Source organism: Leclercia adecarboxylata (assembly GCF_023639785.1).
In the GTDB taxonomy this organism is placed as follows: Bacteria; Pseudomonadota; Gammaproteobacteria; order Enterobacterales; family Enterobacteriaceae; genus Enterobacter; species Enterobacter adecarboxylatus_D.
This window is the reverse complement of sequence record NZ_CP098325.1, coordinates 2,414,893-2,429,111: the sequence shown is the minus strand read 5'-3', so window position 1 is coordinate 2,429,111 and position 14,219 is coordinate 2,414,893. Positions and strand designations below refer to the sequence as shown.

The 14,219-nt window shown below is 57.3% G+C and carries 13 protein-coding genes; 9 read left to right on the top strand and 4 right to left on the bottom strand.

The genetic code is table 11. The annotated features are described in order from the left end of the window. The first annotated feature begins 13 nt into the window (after nt 1-13). The 4 genes from NB069_RS11625 to rimL all read left to right on the top strand — a co-directional run bounded on the left by NB069_RS11625 (nt 14) and on the right by rimL (nt 4,525). Complete coding sequence (locus tag NB069_RS11625) at nt 14-1,183, top strand: pyridoxal phosphate-dependent aminotransferase (RefSeq protein WP_250589501.1); 1,170 nt, start codon at nt 14-16, stop codon at nt 1,181-1,183. A gap of 11 nt (nt 1,184-1,194) precedes the next feature. Then, nucleotides 1,195-1,968 carry an ABC transporter substrate-binding protein gene (locus NB069_RS11620; protein WP_250583695.1) on the top strand — a complete coding sequence of 258 codons (774 nt, stop codon included), beginning with the start codon at nt 1,195-1,197 and terminating at the stop codon, nt 1,966-1,968. Nucleotides 1,969-2,219: 251 nt separating this feature from the next. Continuing rightward, a complete protein-coding gene (locus NB069_RS11615; RefSeq protein WP_250583693.1) occupies nt 2,220-3,875 on the top strand; it encodes a glucan biosynthesis protein D in 1,656 nt (551 codons plus the stop codon). Between the two features lie 101 nt (nt 3,876-3,976). After that, complete coding sequence (gene rimL, locus NB069_RS11610; protein ID WP_250583691.1) at nt 3,977-4,525, top strand: 50S ribosomal protein L7/L12-serine acetyltransferase; 549 nt, start codon at nt 3,977-3,979, stop codon at nt 4,523-4,525. Here the strand turns inward: rimL and ydcK are convergent. Next, a complete protein-coding gene (gene ydcK, locus NB069_RS11605; RefSeq protein WP_250583689.1) occupies nt 4,520-5,500 on the bottom strand; it encodes a YdcK family protein in 981 nt (326 codons plus the stop codon). The genes rimL and ydcK overlap by 6 nt on opposite strands. A gap of 122 nt (nt 5,501-5,622) precedes the next feature. Here ydcK and tehA point away from each other — a divergent pair, with 122 nt between their 5' ends. Then, nucleotides 5,623-6,627 carry a dicarboxylate transporter/tellurite-resistance protein TehA gene (gene tehA / locus NB069_RS11600; RefSeq protein WP_250583687.1) on the top strand — a complete coding sequence of 335 codons (1,005 nt, stop codon included), beginning with the start codon at nt 5,623-5,625 and terminating at the stop codon, nt 6,625-6,627. Further along, a complete protein-coding gene (tehB, locus tag NB069_RS11595) occupies nt 6,624-7,220 on the top strand; it encodes a tellurite resistance methyltransferase TehB (protein ID WP_250583684.1) in 597 nt (198 codons plus the stop codon). The genes tehA and tehB overlap by 4 nt, the downstream gene beginning before the upstream one ends. 76 nt (nt 7,221-7,296) lie before the next feature. Here the strand turns inward: tehB and pepT are convergent, their stop codons facing one another. Beyond that, a complete protein-coding gene (gene pepT, locus NB069_RS11590) occupies nt 7,297-8,526 on the bottom strand; it encodes a peptidase T (RefSeq protein WP_250583682.1) in 1,230 nt (409 codons plus the stop codon). Nucleotides 8,527-8,640: 114 nt separating this feature from the next. On the opposite strand from pepT, the gene NB069_RS11585 reads away from it, so the two are divergent. Continuing rightward, entirely contained in the window at nt 8,641-10,233 is a 1,593-nt protein-coding gene (locus tag NB069_RS11585; protein WP_250583680.1) for an ABC transporter substrate-binding protein, read from the top strand. A 137-nt stretch (nt 10,234-10,370) separates the two neighbouring features. Continuing rightward, on the top strand, nt 10,371-11,042 hold the full coding sequence (locus tag NB069_RS11580; protein WP_250583678.1) for a DUF3313 domain-containing protein: 672 nt from the start codon (nt 10,371-10,373) through the stop codon (nt 11,040-11,042). Nucleotides 11,043-11,074: 32 nt separating this feature from the next. Here NB069_RS11580 and NB069_RS11575 read toward each other — a convergent pair whose 3' ends face one another. Next, a complete protein-coding gene (locus tag NB069_RS11575) occupies nt 11,075-11,971 on the bottom strand; it encodes a DMT family transporter (protein ID WP_250583676.1) in 897 nt (298 codons plus the stop codon). 185 nt (nt 11,972-12,156) lie between these two features. Here NB069_RS11575 and NB069_RS11570 point away from each other — a divergent pair, with 185 nt between their 5' ends. After that, on the top strand, nt 12,157-13,029 hold the full coding sequence (locus NB069_RS11570) for an AraC family transcriptional regulator (RefSeq protein WP_250583675.1): 873 nt from the start codon (nt 12,157-12,159) through the stop codon (nt 13,027-13,029). On the opposite strand, the gene NB069_RS11565 is transcribed toward NB069_RS11570, so the two are convergent. Beyond that, nucleotides 13,009-14,175, bottom strand: a complete 1,167-nt coding sequence (locus tag NB069_RS11565) for a benzoate/H(+) symporter BenE family transporter (protein WP_250583673.1) — start codon at nt 14,173-14,175, stop codon at nt 13,009-13,011. The two genes, NB069_RS11570 and NB069_RS11565, sit on opposite strands and share 21 nt — an antisense overlap. Nucleotides 14,176-14,219 lie beyond the last annotated feature (44 nt).

Here is a 14,219-nt window from a genome sequence, read left to right as displayed (position 1 = left end):
AGAGGGGTTCATGATGACGCTGCGCACGCCGATACAAACTCGTTCTAAACTGCCGGACGTTGGCACCACCATTTTTACCGTTATCGGTCAGCTTTCCGCTGAGCACAATGCCATCAACCTTTCTCAGGGGGCGCCGAACTTCGACTGCGACCCCGCGCTGGTGGCGGGCGTCCACCGCGCCATGCAGGCGGGCAACAACCAGTACGCGTCGATGACCGGGCTGGCACCGCTGAAGGAGCGCATCGCCGATAAGATCGCCGCCCTGTACGGTACCCGGTACGATCCTGCCAGCGAGGTTCTGGTTACCGCCAGCGCCAGTGAAGGGCTCTACTCGGCCATCAGTGGCCTGGTGCATCCCGGCGATGAGGTGATCTACTTTGAACCCTCGTTCGACAGCTACGCGCCCATTGTCCGCCTGCAGGGCGCGACGCCGGTCGCCATTAAGCTGACGGTGCCGGATTTCGCGGTGAACTGGGATGAAGTGCGCGCCGCCATTACCTCGCGCACCCGGATGATCATCGTCAATACGCCGCATAACCCGAGCGGGCAGGTCTTCTCGGCGGAGGATCTGGACCAGCTTGCGGCTATTACCCGCAACACCGACATTATTATTCTCTCTGATGAGGTGTACGAGCATGTGGTGTTCGACGAGGTGCCGCATTACGGTATGGCGACCCATCCTGGGCTGGCTGAGCGCAGCGTCATCGTGTCGTCGTTTGGTAAGACCTACCACGTGACGGGCTGGCGCGTCGGCTACTGCGTCGCCCCGGCGCAGCTGATGGATGAGATCTGCAAAATTCATCAGTTTTTGATGTTTTCTGCCGATACTCCTATGCAGTACGCGTTTGCAGAACATATGGCCGATCCGCATACCTGGCTGTCGCTGGCACCCTTCTACCAGCGCAAACGCGATCTGCTGGTTAACCTGCTGGCCGATTCCCCGTTCCGCCTGCTGCCGAGCGCAGGTTCGTTCTTCCTGCTGGCGGATTACAGCCACTTCAGCGATGAACGCGACAGCGAACTGGTCAAGCGGTTGATTGTTGACTACGGTGTTGCCACGATCCCGCTCTCGGCGTTCTACACCGACGGGACAGATAACAAATTAATCCGTCTCTCTTTTGCGAAAGATGAGGCGACATTACGGGCAGGTGCGCAGGCCCTGTGTCGGGTAAAACCACGCTAAGGAGTTCAGTCATGAAATTAAAAGCCTTCGTTGTCGGCCTGGGGTTGCTGTGTTCGTTCTCCACTTTTGCCGCAACCGAATTACGTTACGGCGTAGAAGCAGAGTATCCGCCTTTTGAGAGCCGCAACGCTTCCGGTGAGCTGGAAGGGTTTGATATTGAGCTGGGGAATGCCATTTGCGCGGCGGCGTCGCTGAAGTGCAGCTGGGTCGAAACCTCGTTCGACGCCCTGATCCCGGGGCTGGTGGCGAAAAAATTCGACGCCATTAACTCGGCGATGAACATCACCGAGCAGCGTCGTCAGAGCATCGACTTCACCCAGCCGATCTACCGTATCCCCTCCCAGCTGGTGGGCAAAACCGGCAGCGTGGTCGACGCTACGCCTGAAGGGCTAAAGGGCAAGACCATTGGCGTGTTGCAGGGCTCCATTCAGGAAACCTACGCCAAAGAGCACTGGGAAAAGCAGGGTGTGACCGTGGTGTCGTATAAAGATCAGAATATGGCCTGGGGCGACCTGCTGAATGGCCGTATTGACGCCTCGCTGGTGATGTCCGCCGCCGGGCAGGCTGGCTTCCTGAGCAAGCCGCAGGGCAAAGGCTTCGGCTTTATCGGCAAGCCGGTGTCGGATGACACCATCCTCGGCAGCGGGATCGGCTATGGCCTGCGTAAAGGCGATGAGGTCACCAAAAAGCAGCTTGATGCTGCCATTGATAAAGTCCGCGCTGACGGCACCATCGACAAGCTGGCGAAGAAGTACTTCCCGGGTATCGATGTCAGCGTAAAATAACAATCCTCCTCTGCTTTAGCCTCCGCCGATGATGTCCGGCGGGGGCTTTTTTAAACAAAACTTTACCCGCGTTTCAGGCAATTCCCCTCGACAGAAAAATCTTTCGCGCTTTGTTCATATTCTCACCTGTCAATAATTGGATTCTTAACCGTTTTTGTTTAGGCTGTGCCCCTTTAATGATGTTCTTTCTTGCCGTTGTTTCGCCCTGAGCGAAACCCACCACCCACGACCATAAGGACGTTTTTCCAGGCATGAATCGCAGACGTTTTTTAAAAGGCTCCCTGGCCGTAGCCGCAGTGAGCGGGACTTCCGGACTGTCCGCACTCTTTTCCCAGGCGGCCCATGCGGCTGAATCGGATATCGCGGACGGTTCGAGCCGCCGTTTCGACTTTTCTGTGCTGCAATCCATGGCGCACGACCTGGCGCAAACACCGTGGGGCGGTGCGCCGCGTCCGCTGCCTGAAACCCTGGCAACGCTGACGCCGCAGGCTTACAACAGCATCCAGTACGACGCAAAGCAGTCCCTGTGGAACAACATCGAAAACCGCCAGCTTGACGTGCAGTTCTTCCACGTCGGGATGGGCTTCCGCCGTCGGGTGCGCATGTTCTCGCTGGATAACCAGACCTCCCAGGCGCGCGAGATCCACTTCCGTCCTGAGCTGTTCAACTACCATGACGCGGGGGTGGATACGAAGCAGCTGGAAGGGCAGAGCGATTTAGGCTTCGCCGGTTTCCGCGCCTTTAAATCCCCGGAACTGGCGCGTCGGGATATCGTCTCGTTCCTCGGTGCCAGCTACTTCCGCGCGGTGGACGACACTTACCAGTACGGGCTCTCCGCCCGCGGCCTGGCGTTGAACACCTACGCCGACAGTCCTGAAGAGTTCCCGGACTTCACCTCGTTCTGGTTTGAAACCGTCAAACCGGGTGCCACCACCTTTACGGTCTACACCCTGCTCGACAGCCCGAGCATTACCGGCGCCTATAAGTTTGTGATCCACTGCGAGAAGACGCAGGTGATCATGGACGTCGAAAACCACCTTTATGCCCGCAAGGATATCCAGCAACTGGGGATCTCCCCGATGACCAGCATGTTCGCCTGCGGCAACAACGAACGCCGGGTATGCGACACCATCCACCCGCAGATCCACGACTCCGATCGGCTGGCGATGTGGCGCGGCAACGGCGAGTGGGTATGCCGTCCGCTGAATAACCCGCAGAAACTTCAGTTCAACGCCTATACCGACAAAAACCCGAAAGGGTTTGGTCTGTTGCAGCTCGATCGCGACTTCTCGCACTATCAGGATATCATGGGCTGGTACAACAAACGCCCAAGCCTGTGGGTTGAGCCGCGTAACCAGTGGGGCAAAGGCACCGTGGGGCTGATGGAGATCCCCACCACCGGTGAAACCCTGGACAACGTGGTGTGCTTCTGGCAGCCGGAAAAACCTGTTAAAGCGGGCGACAAGCTGGACTTCCAGTACCGTCTCTACTGGAGCGCTAAACCGCCGGTGCGATCCCCGCTGGCAAACGTGCTGGCCACCCGTACCGGCATGGGCGGTTTCCCGGAAGGCTGGGCGCCGGGCGAGCACTATCCGAAGGTCTGGGCGCGCCGTTTCGCGGTTGACTTTGTCGGTGGCGATCTGAAAGCGGCCGCCCCGAAAGGGATTGAGCCGGTGATCACCCTCTCAAGCGGCGAAGCAAAGCAGATTGAGATCCTCTACGTGGAGCCGTTTGACGGCTACCGGATCCTGTTTGACTGGTATCCGACCAGCGATTCGACCGATACGGTGGATATCCGCATGTTCCTGCGCTGCCAGGGCGAGGCAATCAGCGAGACCTGGCTGTATCACTACTTCCCGCCTGCGCCGGATAAACGCCAGTACGTTGATGACCGCGTCATGCGTTAAGCCTGTGCCGGGTGGCGGCTGCGCCTTACCCGGCCTACGAACCGCACCAAACCGTAGGCCGGGCAAGCGCATGCGCCGCCCGGCGTTGCAGAGGAAGCATAATGACCGCACAAACTGAAGAGATAATTCCTGTCACCGAGCGCACTGAACTGCGCGCCGCCGACGAACGTTACACGACCGAGCTGCATAACCTGGTGGTCAAAAACCGGGACTGGTTGCAGGGCTATCTGAACTGGCCGCAGTTTGTCGATACGGAAGAGGACACCCGGCAGAACATCCAGAGTAACCAGATGCTGCATCAGCGCGGTTACGCCAAAATGTTTCTGATCTTTCACGATAATGCGCTGGCAGGAGTGCTGTCGTTCAATGCCATTGAGCCGCTGAACAAGACCGGCTATATCGGCTACTGGCTGGATGAAGCGCATCAGGGACAGGGGATTTTATCCCGGGCGCTTGAGGCGTTTATTGGCTACTACGCCGCGCGCGGAGATATCCGCCGCTTCGTCATCAAGTGCCGCGTTGAGAATGCAGCCAGCAATCAGGTGGCGCAGCGCAACGGCTTTGTGCTGGAAGGGTGCCTGAAAGAGGCCGAGTTCCTCAACGGACGCTTTGACGACCAGAACATCTACGCCCGTATCTGCGCGCTATAATGCCCCGAGCAGCGGCGTGCGCGTGATGCGCTGTGCGCCGTTAATCACCTTCGCACCGCGCAGGTGAATCATCTCCCCGTCGGCAGCTTCGATCACCGCGTCATCAGTAATATCAATATGATGTTCGATCAGCACTTCGCCATGAATGCGCGCCCGGCCCTGGATCACCACTTTGTCATCAATCAGGATCGGGCCGCCGCGTAACCAGGCCTCACCGCCAATCAGCACATGATGTTTGATAACGCAGTTACCCTCGACCAGGGCATTTTCCGCCACCTGGGAGCTGTAACGCAGGGTGGGGATGGCATCCTCTTCCAGCCCGGCGAGCAGGCGCGCGTTGCCGTACACTTTGGCGCAGTCGCACACCCAGACGTTATTCACCTCGTTGCCTTCAATTAGCGCGTTCTCAAACACTTCGGCGCGATGCTCGACAAAGGCATAGCTGACGATGGCGTTACCGTAGATCTGCGCCTGATGAACTATCCGCGACTGGCTGACCGTGGCCTCGCCGAAAATACGCAGGATCTGTTCGTGATCCGGGGTAAGGCCTTTGGCGGCAATCACCATGCTGTTGTGCAGCACCCGGGCATTGTCGAAAAGGTGGCACTCCCCGCGCACCACCGACGACTGAACGGTGACGTTGTCACTTACTCGTGCGCCGTGGCTGATCTGCGCTCCATCCACCCAGACACTATCGCTGACCGAGGCCTGATGGCTGATCACACAGGGCCGGGTGATACGCGCATTGCCGCTTACCTGTCCTCCGGCAAAGACCACGCTGTTCTCGTCGTAGATCCAGCAGTCGTGCTCGTGGGACAGCGCCGATTCATCCTCAACCCAGCCGCCGCGGGTGCCACTTTTCACATCGCTGAAATCCCGCGCGGCGATAATCTGATACACCTTTACTGCTGCTCTGGTTTCACCGTCCTGCCAGTGGTGCAGACGGCTCTCGTCGCTAAGTCGATATTTTTTCATCACTGTGCCCACAGTTGTCCTCTCCACTAAACGTAGCAAAGTTTACGTTGATCGAAAGAGTGGCATCCGCAAATGAAACTCTTTAAACTAGCATTTCAAATATATTTTATAGCTTAAAATAAATGTACAAGAGTCAATCCACTGAACGCGTTCTGAATTTGCCTGCGGGCTACTACGGTATGGTGCTGGGGATCATTGGCATGGGTTTCGCCTGGCGTTATGCCAGCACGATCTGGCCGGTCACGCGCTGGCCGGGCGATATCCTGGTCGCGCTGGCGATGGTCATCTGGCTGCTGTTAACCGTAGCCTTTATCACCCGTCTGGTGCGTTTCCCCGGCAGCGTGCTGGCGGAGATGCGCCATCCGGTGATGAGCAGTTTTGTCAGCCTGTTTCCGGCCACCACCATGCTGGTGGCGATTGGCTTTGTGCCCTGGTATCGCCCGCTGGCGCTCTGCCTGTTCACTCTGGGCGTGGTGGTGCAGCTGAGCTATGGGGCGTGGCAGTCTGCCGGGCTGTGGCGGGGTAAACACCCGGAGGAGGCCACCACACCGGGCCTCTATCTGCCGACGGTGGCAAACAACTTTATCAGCGCCATGGCCTGCGGGGCGCTTGGGTTTCACGATGCCGGACTGGTGTTTCTCGGTGCGGGGGTCTTCTCCTGGCTGAGCCTTGAGCCGGTGATCTTGCAGCGTCTGCGCAGCGCGGGTGAACTGCCTGCGCCGATGCGCTCATCCCTGGGCATTCAGCTGGCACCCGCGCTGGTAGCCTGTAGCGCCTGGTTCAGCGTGAACGGCGGGGAGGCGGATACCTTCGCTAAAATGCTGTTCGGCTACGGCCTGCTGCAACTGCTGTTTACCCTGCGGCTGATGCCCTGGTATCTGGCGCAGCCGTTTAATGCCTCGTTCTGGAGCTTTTCGTTCGGCGTGTCGGCGCTGGCAACCACCGGGCTACATCTGGGGCAGAGCAGCCCGTCCGGTTTATTCCACGCCATCGCCATCCCGCTGTTTATGTTTACCAATGCCATCATTGCGCTATTACTGGTGCGTACGTTTATCCTGTTGATACAGGGAAAACTGCTGGTTCGTGCAGACAAAGCAACGCTTATGCAAGCTGAGGAAAAAGAATGACTGTGTTTGATGAGAACTACTTTACCGAAAAATATGGCCTGACCCGTACCCACTCAGAAGTGATCTACAGCGCCGGAATTGTGAAGCCGGGAAAAACGCTGGATCTCGGCTGCGGCAACGGTCGTAACAGCCTCTACCTGGCGGCGAACGGCTACGACGTCACCGCATGGGATAAGAACCCGATGAGCATCGAGAATATCGAGAACATCAAAGCGAAAGAGGGCATCACTCATCTGCAGACGGCGATTAAGGATCTCAACAGCCTGCGTTTTGAGGGCGAATATGATTTTATTCTCTCCACCGTGGTGCTGATGTTCCTGCAGGCGGAAACCATTCCAGGGCTTATCGACAACATGCAGCGCTGCACAAAACCCGGCGGCTATAACCTGATTGTGGCGGCGATGGATACCGAAGACTATCCGTGCAATGTCGGCTTCCCGTTTGCTTTCAAGACCGGCGAGCTGAGCGAATACTACGCGGGCTGGGAACAGCTGAAATATAACGAGGACGTCGGCGAGTTACACCGTACCGACGCCCAGGGGAACCGCATCAGGCTACGTTTTGCGACATTGCTGGCGCGTAAACCGGCGTAAGGTCCAGTGCCCGGCGGCGCTTTGCTTGCACGGGCCTACTGGACGTAGGCCGGGTAAGGCGCAGCCGCCACCCGGTTTAACGCGCCGCCAGCAGGCAGAGCTGCAACGCGGTGTTATACGAGGCCTCAAACGATTTCAGGGGTAAAAACTCAAACTTCGAGTGGAAGTTGTGGGCACCGGTGAAGAAGTTCGGGGTTAGCAGGCCTTTCGCCGAGAGCGCTGCGCCGTCGGTGCCGCCGCGCATCGGGGTTGGTTTTGGCGTAATGCCTAAACTCTCCATCGCCTCAAACATCAGATCAATTGCCCGGCGATCTTCGCCTGTCGCGTTGCTGATGTTGCTGTAGGTATCTTCAATGTGCCAGCTTACTTTTGCGGTCGGGTGCCGGGCGGCGATCTTCTCTGCCACTTCGCCGATTTGCGCTTTGCGGGCGGCAAAGCTGTCGCGATCGAAGTCTCGAATGCTCGCCTTCAGCAGCGCCTCGTTTTGCCCGGCCTGAATGCCGTTAAACCAGATATAGCCTTCGCGGCCCTCGGTGTGCTCCGGCGTTTGCAGGCGGTCGAAGTGGCTGATGTAATCCGTCGCCATCAGGAGCGGGTTCACCAGCACGCCTTTGGCGGACATCGGGTGCGCCGTCACGCCGGTGAAGCGTATCTCTGCCGCCGCCGCGTTGAAGTTCTCATAGACAATCTCACCCAGCTCGCAGCAGTCGATAGTCCAGGCGAAATCGACGTCAAAACGCTTCAGATCCAGCGCCTTCGCCCCGCACAGGCCAATCTCTTCGTCCGGCACGAAAGCCACCACGATATCGCCATGCTTATCTTCAGGGGTGAGGTTTTCCAGCACCGTCATCACCACGGTCACCGCCGATTTGTTGTCGGCGCCCAGCACGCTGGTGCCGTCGCTGAAAATGATCTCTTCGTTGGGGTAGGCGAGGATTTCCGGATGTTCGCTGACCTTCAGCCAGATCTCTTTTTCGGCGTTGAGGCAGAGATCATCGCCTGTAAACGTCAGGATTTGTGGATGAATATCTGGTGACAATCCCACGTCAACGGTATCGATATGGGTGATAAAACCGATCCGCGGCGCGCCCGGCACATTCCCCTTTTTCACCGCGGTAACGGTGGCAAATTCATCGATGACGATATCCGACAAACCCAGCGTTTGCAGCTCTGCGGCCAGCATCCGCGCCATCTCGTGCTGGCCGGGTGTGGAGGGCAGGGTGTTAACCTTCGGATCGCTCTGGCTGGTGACGGCCAGGTAGCGAAAGAAGCGTTGGGTTAATTGTCTGGCGAGCGCAGAAGCCATGGTGGATCCTTCTTTATTTGAGTTATCAGGTGTTTGCAAAATCACTTTAATGATATTTATGGTTTGGCACGACAAAAATTCATTAGCCGTCAAATTAAAAGACAGGAAAACGCGATGAAAAGCAACCTCACAAAACTGGCGCTAACCGTAGCCGCACTGACGGTCAGTTCCACCGTTGCCGCTAAAACGCTGGTCTATTGTTCCGAAGGATCGCCGGAGAACTTTAACCCGCAACTTTATACCTCGGGCACCAGCGTGGATGCCAGCGCGGTGCCGGTGTACAACCGGCTGGTGGATTTTACGCCGGGCACCACCGATCTGGTGCCGAGCCTGGCTGAAAGCTGGGACGTGAGCGAGGACGGCAAGGTCTATACCTTCCATCTGCGCAAGGGGGTGAAATTTCAGAGCAACAAGCTGTTCACCCCGACGCGCGACTTTAATGCTGATGATGTGATCTTCTCGTTCATGCGACAAAAAGATCCGAAGCATCCCTATCACAACGTCTCTAACGGCAACTATTCGAATTTCGAAAGCCTGGAGTTTGGCAAACTGATCACCGCCATTGATAAGGTGGACGATCATACGGTGCGCTTCACCCTGGCGCACCCGGAGGCCCCGTTTGTTCCCGACCTGGCCTGGTACTTCGCGTCCATCCTCTCCGCCGAATATGCCGACGCAATGCTGAAAGCCGGAACGCCAGAGAAGGTGGATATGGAGTCGATTGGCACCGGGCCGTTCAAGCTGGCGAAATACCAGAAGGATTCGCGCATCCTGTTTACGGCGTTCCCGGAGTACTGGCAGGGCAAGGCGAAGCTGGATCGTCTGGTGTTTACCATCGTTCCGGATGCGTCGGTGCGTTTCGCCAAACTGGAAAAAAACGAGTGCCAGGTGATGCCGTTCCCGAATCCCGCCGATCTGCCGCGGATGAAAGCGAATAAAGATCTTAATCTGATGAGCAAAGCGGGGCTGAATACCGGCTTCCTGTCGTTTAACACTCAGAAACCGCCGCTGGATAACGTCAAGGTGCGTCAGGCGCTGGCGATGGCCATTAATAAACCGGCCATTATTGACGCCGTTTTCCAGGGCACGGGTACGGCGGCGAAAAACCTGCTGCCGCCGGGCGTGTGGAGTGCCGACAGCGAGCTTAAAGACTACGATTACGATCCCGAAAAAGCCAAAGCCCTGCTGAAAGAGGCCGGTTTCGCCAACGGGATGACCATCGACCTGTGGGCGATGCCGGTGCAGCGTCCGTACAACCCAAATGCGAAACGCATGGCCGAGATGATTCAGGCCGACTGGGCAAAAATCGGCGTGCAGACTAAGGTCGTCACCTACGAGTGGGGTGAATACCTCAAGCGCGTGAAGGGCGGCGAGCATCAGGCGGCGTTGATGGGCTGGACCACGGCAACGGGCGATCCGGATAACTTCTTTGGTCCGCTCTTTACCTGCACCTCAGCGAACGGCGGCTCGAATTCCGCCAAATGGTGTTATCAACCCTTTGATAAAATTATCGCCGAGGCAAAATCTATTACCGATCACGATAAACGCGTTGCGTTATATAAGCAGGCCCAGCAGATGATGCACGATCAAATGCCAGCGGTAATGATTGCACACTCAACTATTTTCGAACCTGTGCGCAAAGAAGTAACAGGCTACGAAATTGACCCGTTCGGTAAACATTTATTCTGGCAAGTGGATATTAAATAATCATTTAACACTGCCCGTTATCGTTACGGGCAGTCTTTTTTCAATTTGTGCTGTCTTCCTCATTTTTTGTCACTTTTTTTTCATCCTGTTTTTGCTATAACTTCAATTGCATATTTGCACTTCACAGGGATACACCCATGCGTACTAATACTTTATTTAAAGTTGCCGCGCTTTCCGGCCTGTTGCTGCTGGCGGGTTGTGCGTCAAAAGTGGCCGCGCCGGATCAATATTCGGGCTTTTTAAAAGATTACTCCGGATTAAAACAAACCACCTCAGCCTCGGGGAAACCGACGCTGCGTTGGGTTGATCCGTCTTATAACGAGGCGAACTACGACAATATTGTCTGGAACCATATCACCTATTATCCGGAACCAAAGCCAACCACCCAGATCGGTAAGCGCACGCTGGATGAACTGTTAAATTACACCAACGACAAAATGAAAAACGCTATTGGCCAGCGTAAGCCCATTGTGGCGACGCCGGGCCCACGTAGCCTGATCTTCCGTGGCGCTATCACCGGCGTCAGCTCGCAGAAAGAAGGCCTGCAGTTCTATGAAGTTGTCCCTGTCGCGCTGGTTGTTGCCGGTACCCAGATGGCAACCGGTCACCGCACCATGGATACCCACCTCTACTTTGAAGGCGAGTTGATTGATGCGAAGACCAACAAGCCGGTCATCAAAGTGGTACGTAAAGGGGAAGGTAAAGAGCTGAATAACGAAAGCACGCCAATGACCTTCGCGACCCTGAAGCAGGTTGTGGATGACATGGCGACCGATGCCACCATGTTTGATGTGCATAAAACCCAATAATAAAACCGGCCTGCGATGAGCAGGCCGTTTTTTTATGCCGTTCGCAGGCGTCGGAACCAGTTCTCCGGGCGGGCAAACATCACCAGATTCCCGGTTAATATCAGCAGTAATCCCGCAATGGCGTTGCTGTGCCAGACATACCCCTCATACAGGGTTGAAAATGAGAGCGCGACCAACGGGAAGAGTAACGTGCTGTAGGCTGCCTTACCCGCGCCAATCCTTCCCACCAGCGTAAAGTAAGCGCCAAAGGCGATCACCGAACCAAACAGCGCCAGATAGAGCAGCGCGCCCATATAGCTTACCGACCAGACCGGCGTGAAGTCATCTCCGCGGAACAGCGCAATCGCCCCCATGACCAGGGTGCCGTACAGCATCGCCCAGGCGTTGGTGGTCATGGTTTCCAGACCATTGCGCTGGTGGCGCAGGCTAATCATATTCCCCAGCGAGAACCCGTAGGTGCCCAGTGCCGACAGGGCAATACCGAACAGCAGACCCGCGCTCCAGCCGCTGTCCAGCAGGTCATTCCAGAACAGCGTAATAATGCCGAGCAGCCCGAGAGCCGCCGCCAGATAAAAGCGTGCAGGCGGGCGCTGGCCGAAAAAGAGGAAGCTGTTCAGGGCGTTATACAGCACCGCCATCGAGAAAATCACCGATTCCAGTCCGGTATTGATATACGCCGCGGCAGTGTAAAAACACCAGAAGTTAAAGCAGAAGACGCAGCATCCCTGTAGCCCGCAAAACAGGTGGTCACGTAAGGCGAGCGGGCGCAGGCGTCGCAGGATCAGCAGGACCGTCATAATGGTGGCGGTGGCGACGGCAAAGCGCCAGAAAATAGAGACCGGCGCAGGTACCGGCCCCTGTTGCAGGAAAATGGCAATCCAGGTGGTTCCCCAGATAATCACAACCAGAGCGTACAAAAATGCGTTCATCTTATTTCTCTTTTCAGCAAAGTCTGCGCTCAGTATGGCGACAGAGAGCCGGGCCTTCTTTCACCGTCTTGCGGTGGACTTGCATATTCTTGCGCTTTTTTTCTGAGGCATGCAGAAGAGGACTGGTACTGAAGGGCAGATCTTTTTAGACTTGTTAATTCTTATTAACACCTGTGTGAGTGATTATGGCTGAGACCTACTGTGCCTTTGAAAATCTGCGCAAGCATAAAGCGGTATTACATAATGCCGTGGCGCTGAATTCAGGGATCCAGCTGGCGGCCTGGTCAAATAAGCGTGACACCATTACGCAGTATTGCGATCACCACACGCTGAGTCTTTATATCGCCGACGGTTACGAGAGTTATCACAAAACGACCGCGGGCTGGAAAAACGGCGGCGGGCCGGATCGCTTTTGTCTGATGCCGAAAGAGAGTGAGTCCAGCTGGGATATTCGCGACGATCTGTCGTTTGTGCATCTCTATTGTACCGACGATCACCTGCGCAACGTCGGCGAGCAGGTCTGGGACAAAAGCCCGTACAGCTTTACCCTCGACGAGAATCTGTTTGGCGATGACGCCAGCATCACCGCCCTGTATCGCCATTTTATCCTCGGCTGCGACTGGCAGCAGTCTGCCAATCAGCTCACGCTCAGCACCGCCTCGACGCTGCTCCTGACCCATCTGGTGCAGAACTACAGCAACGTGCAGTGGGCGTTGCCCACGATCACCGGTGGCCTGTCGCCGTTCGTACTGCGAAACGTGCTGGGGTTTATCGAAGAGAATCTGGCCCAGCCGCTGACGCTGGCGGATCTGGCGACGCAGGCGAGCCTCAGCGAATTCCACTTTGCCCGCATGTTCCGTCAGTCGATGCAGATGGCCCCGCACCAGTATGTGATGCAGCGGCGAATGGAGAAGGCCAAAACCCTGGTGCGCACCACCCGCCAGCCCCTCACCGATATTGCGCTGGCCTGCGGGTTCAGCTCCGCCAGCCATTTCAGCAACCGCTTTCGCGCTGCGACCGGGCTGACCCCGTCCCAGCTACGCGCGGCCTGTGCGTGACAGCAGGGCGTAGCAGACGCCCCCCGCCACCAGCCCCCAGAACGCCGAACCAATCCCCGCAAGCGTTGCGCCGCTGGCGGTCAGCAGAAAGGTCACGATAGCCGCGTCGCGCTCGGCCTCATTGTGCAGCGCCTGATGCAGGCTACCGCCGATAGTACCCAGCAGCGCCAGCCCCGCCAGGGTCTGGATCCAGCTTAACGGCAGGGCCGCCATCAGCCCGCTAATCGAGCCGCCAAAAATCCCTGCCAGCAGATAAAACACCCCTGCCGCCGCCGCGGCCAGCCAGCGCTTGCTGGCATCCGGGTGCGCATCCGGGCTTTGACAGATGGCAGCGGTGATTGCCGCGATGCAGATGGAGTACACGCCAAACGGCGACAGCAGCAGCGCCAGCCCGCCAGTGACGATAATCAGCGGCGAAACGGCCACCGGGTAGCCGGAGGCTTTCATCGTCGCGAAGCCGGGCGCGTTCTGCGAAGCCATGGTCACAAGAAAGAAGGGCAGGCCGATGCTGATAAGGGTGGTGAGATTGAAGGTGGGGGCGATAAACTCCGGCATCACCACGGCGAAGGTCAGCTCTTCGGTGACAACGTCACCTTTCAGGGTGGCCACCGCGCCGCCCACCAGCAGGGTCGCGACAATGGCGTAGCGCGGAGCAAACGCCTTAGTCAGTAACCAGGCCAGCAGCATGCTGCCGCACAGCAGTAAATGCCCCTCAAGGTTGCTGAAGGCCTGCAGACCAAATCGCAGCAGCACCCCGGCAAGCATCGCCGCCGCCAGTGAATGGGGGATGATCTTCATCAGCCGGGCAAACAGGCCGCTGACGCCGCAGATCAGGATCAGGGCGTTGGCAAAAATAAAGATGCCGATAGTCTCCGACAGGCTCACCCCTTGCAGGCTGGTTGCCAGCAGGGCGGCACCCGGCGTTGACCAGGCGGTCAGCACCGGCGCTTTGTACCACCACGACAGCCCCAGGGTGCTGATCCCCATCCCCAGACCCAGCGCGGTCATCCAGCCTGCAATCTGCGGTGCCGTTGCGCCTGCCGCGGCAGCGGCCTGCCAGATGATCGCGGCGGAGCTGGCATAGCCCACCAGCACGGCGACAAATCCGGATAAGACGGTGGGAAAGGTGAGCGAGGATGCGCGCATGGAAACTCCGTTGTGCGTTATAACAGCCGTGAATGTAGCACTGT

Coding starts and splice junctions, on each gene's coding strand:
- NB069_RS11575 (WP_250583676.1), bottom strand. CDS start 11,971: ATGAACGCATTTTTGTACGCTCTGGTTGTGATTATCTGGGGAACCACC.
- NB069_RS11570 (WP_250583675.1), top strand. CDS start 12,157: ATGGCTGAGACCTACTGTGCCTTTGAAAATCTGCGCAAGCATAAAGCG.
- NB069_RS11615 (WP_250583693.1), top strand. CDS start 2,220: ATGAATCGCAGACGTTTTTTAAAAGGCTCCCTGGCCGTAGCCGCAGTG.
- NB069_RS11625 (WP_250589501.1), top strand. CDS start 14: ATGACGCTGCGCACGCCGATACAAACTCGTTCTAAACTGCCGGACGTT.
- tehA (WP_250583687.1), top strand. CDS start 5,623: ATGTACAAGAGTCAATCCACTGAACGCGTTCTGAATTTGCCTGCGGGC.
- NB069_RS11565 (WP_250583673.1), bottom strand. CDS start 14,175: ATGCGCGCATCCTCGCTCACCTTTCCCACCGTCTTATCCGGATTTGTC.
- tehB (WP_250583684.1), top strand. CDS start 6,624: ATGACTGTGTTTGATGAGAACTACTTTACCGAAAAATATGGCCTGACC.
- pepT (WP_250583682.1), bottom strand. CDS start 8,526: ATGGCTTCTGCGCTCGCCAGACAATTAACCCAACGCTTCTTTCGCTAC.
- ydcK (WP_250583689.1), bottom strand. CDS start 5,500: ATGAAAAAATATCGACTTAGCGACGAGAGCCGTCTGCACCACTGGCAG.
- rimL (WP_250583691.1), top strand. CDS start 3,977: ATGACCGCACAAACTGAAGAGATAATTCCTGTCACCGAGCGCACTGAA.
- NB069_RS11585 (WP_250583680.1), top strand. CDS start 8,641: ATGAAAAGCAACCTCACAAAACTGGCGCTAACCGTAGCCGCACTGACG.
- NB069_RS11620 (WP_250583695.1), top strand. CDS start 1,195: ATGAAATTAAAAGCCTTCGTTGTCGGCCTGGGGTTGCTGTGTTCGTTC.
- NB069_RS11580 (WP_250583678.1), top strand. CDS start 10,371: ATGCGTACTAATACTTTATTTAAAGTTGCCGCGCTTTCCGGCCTGTTG.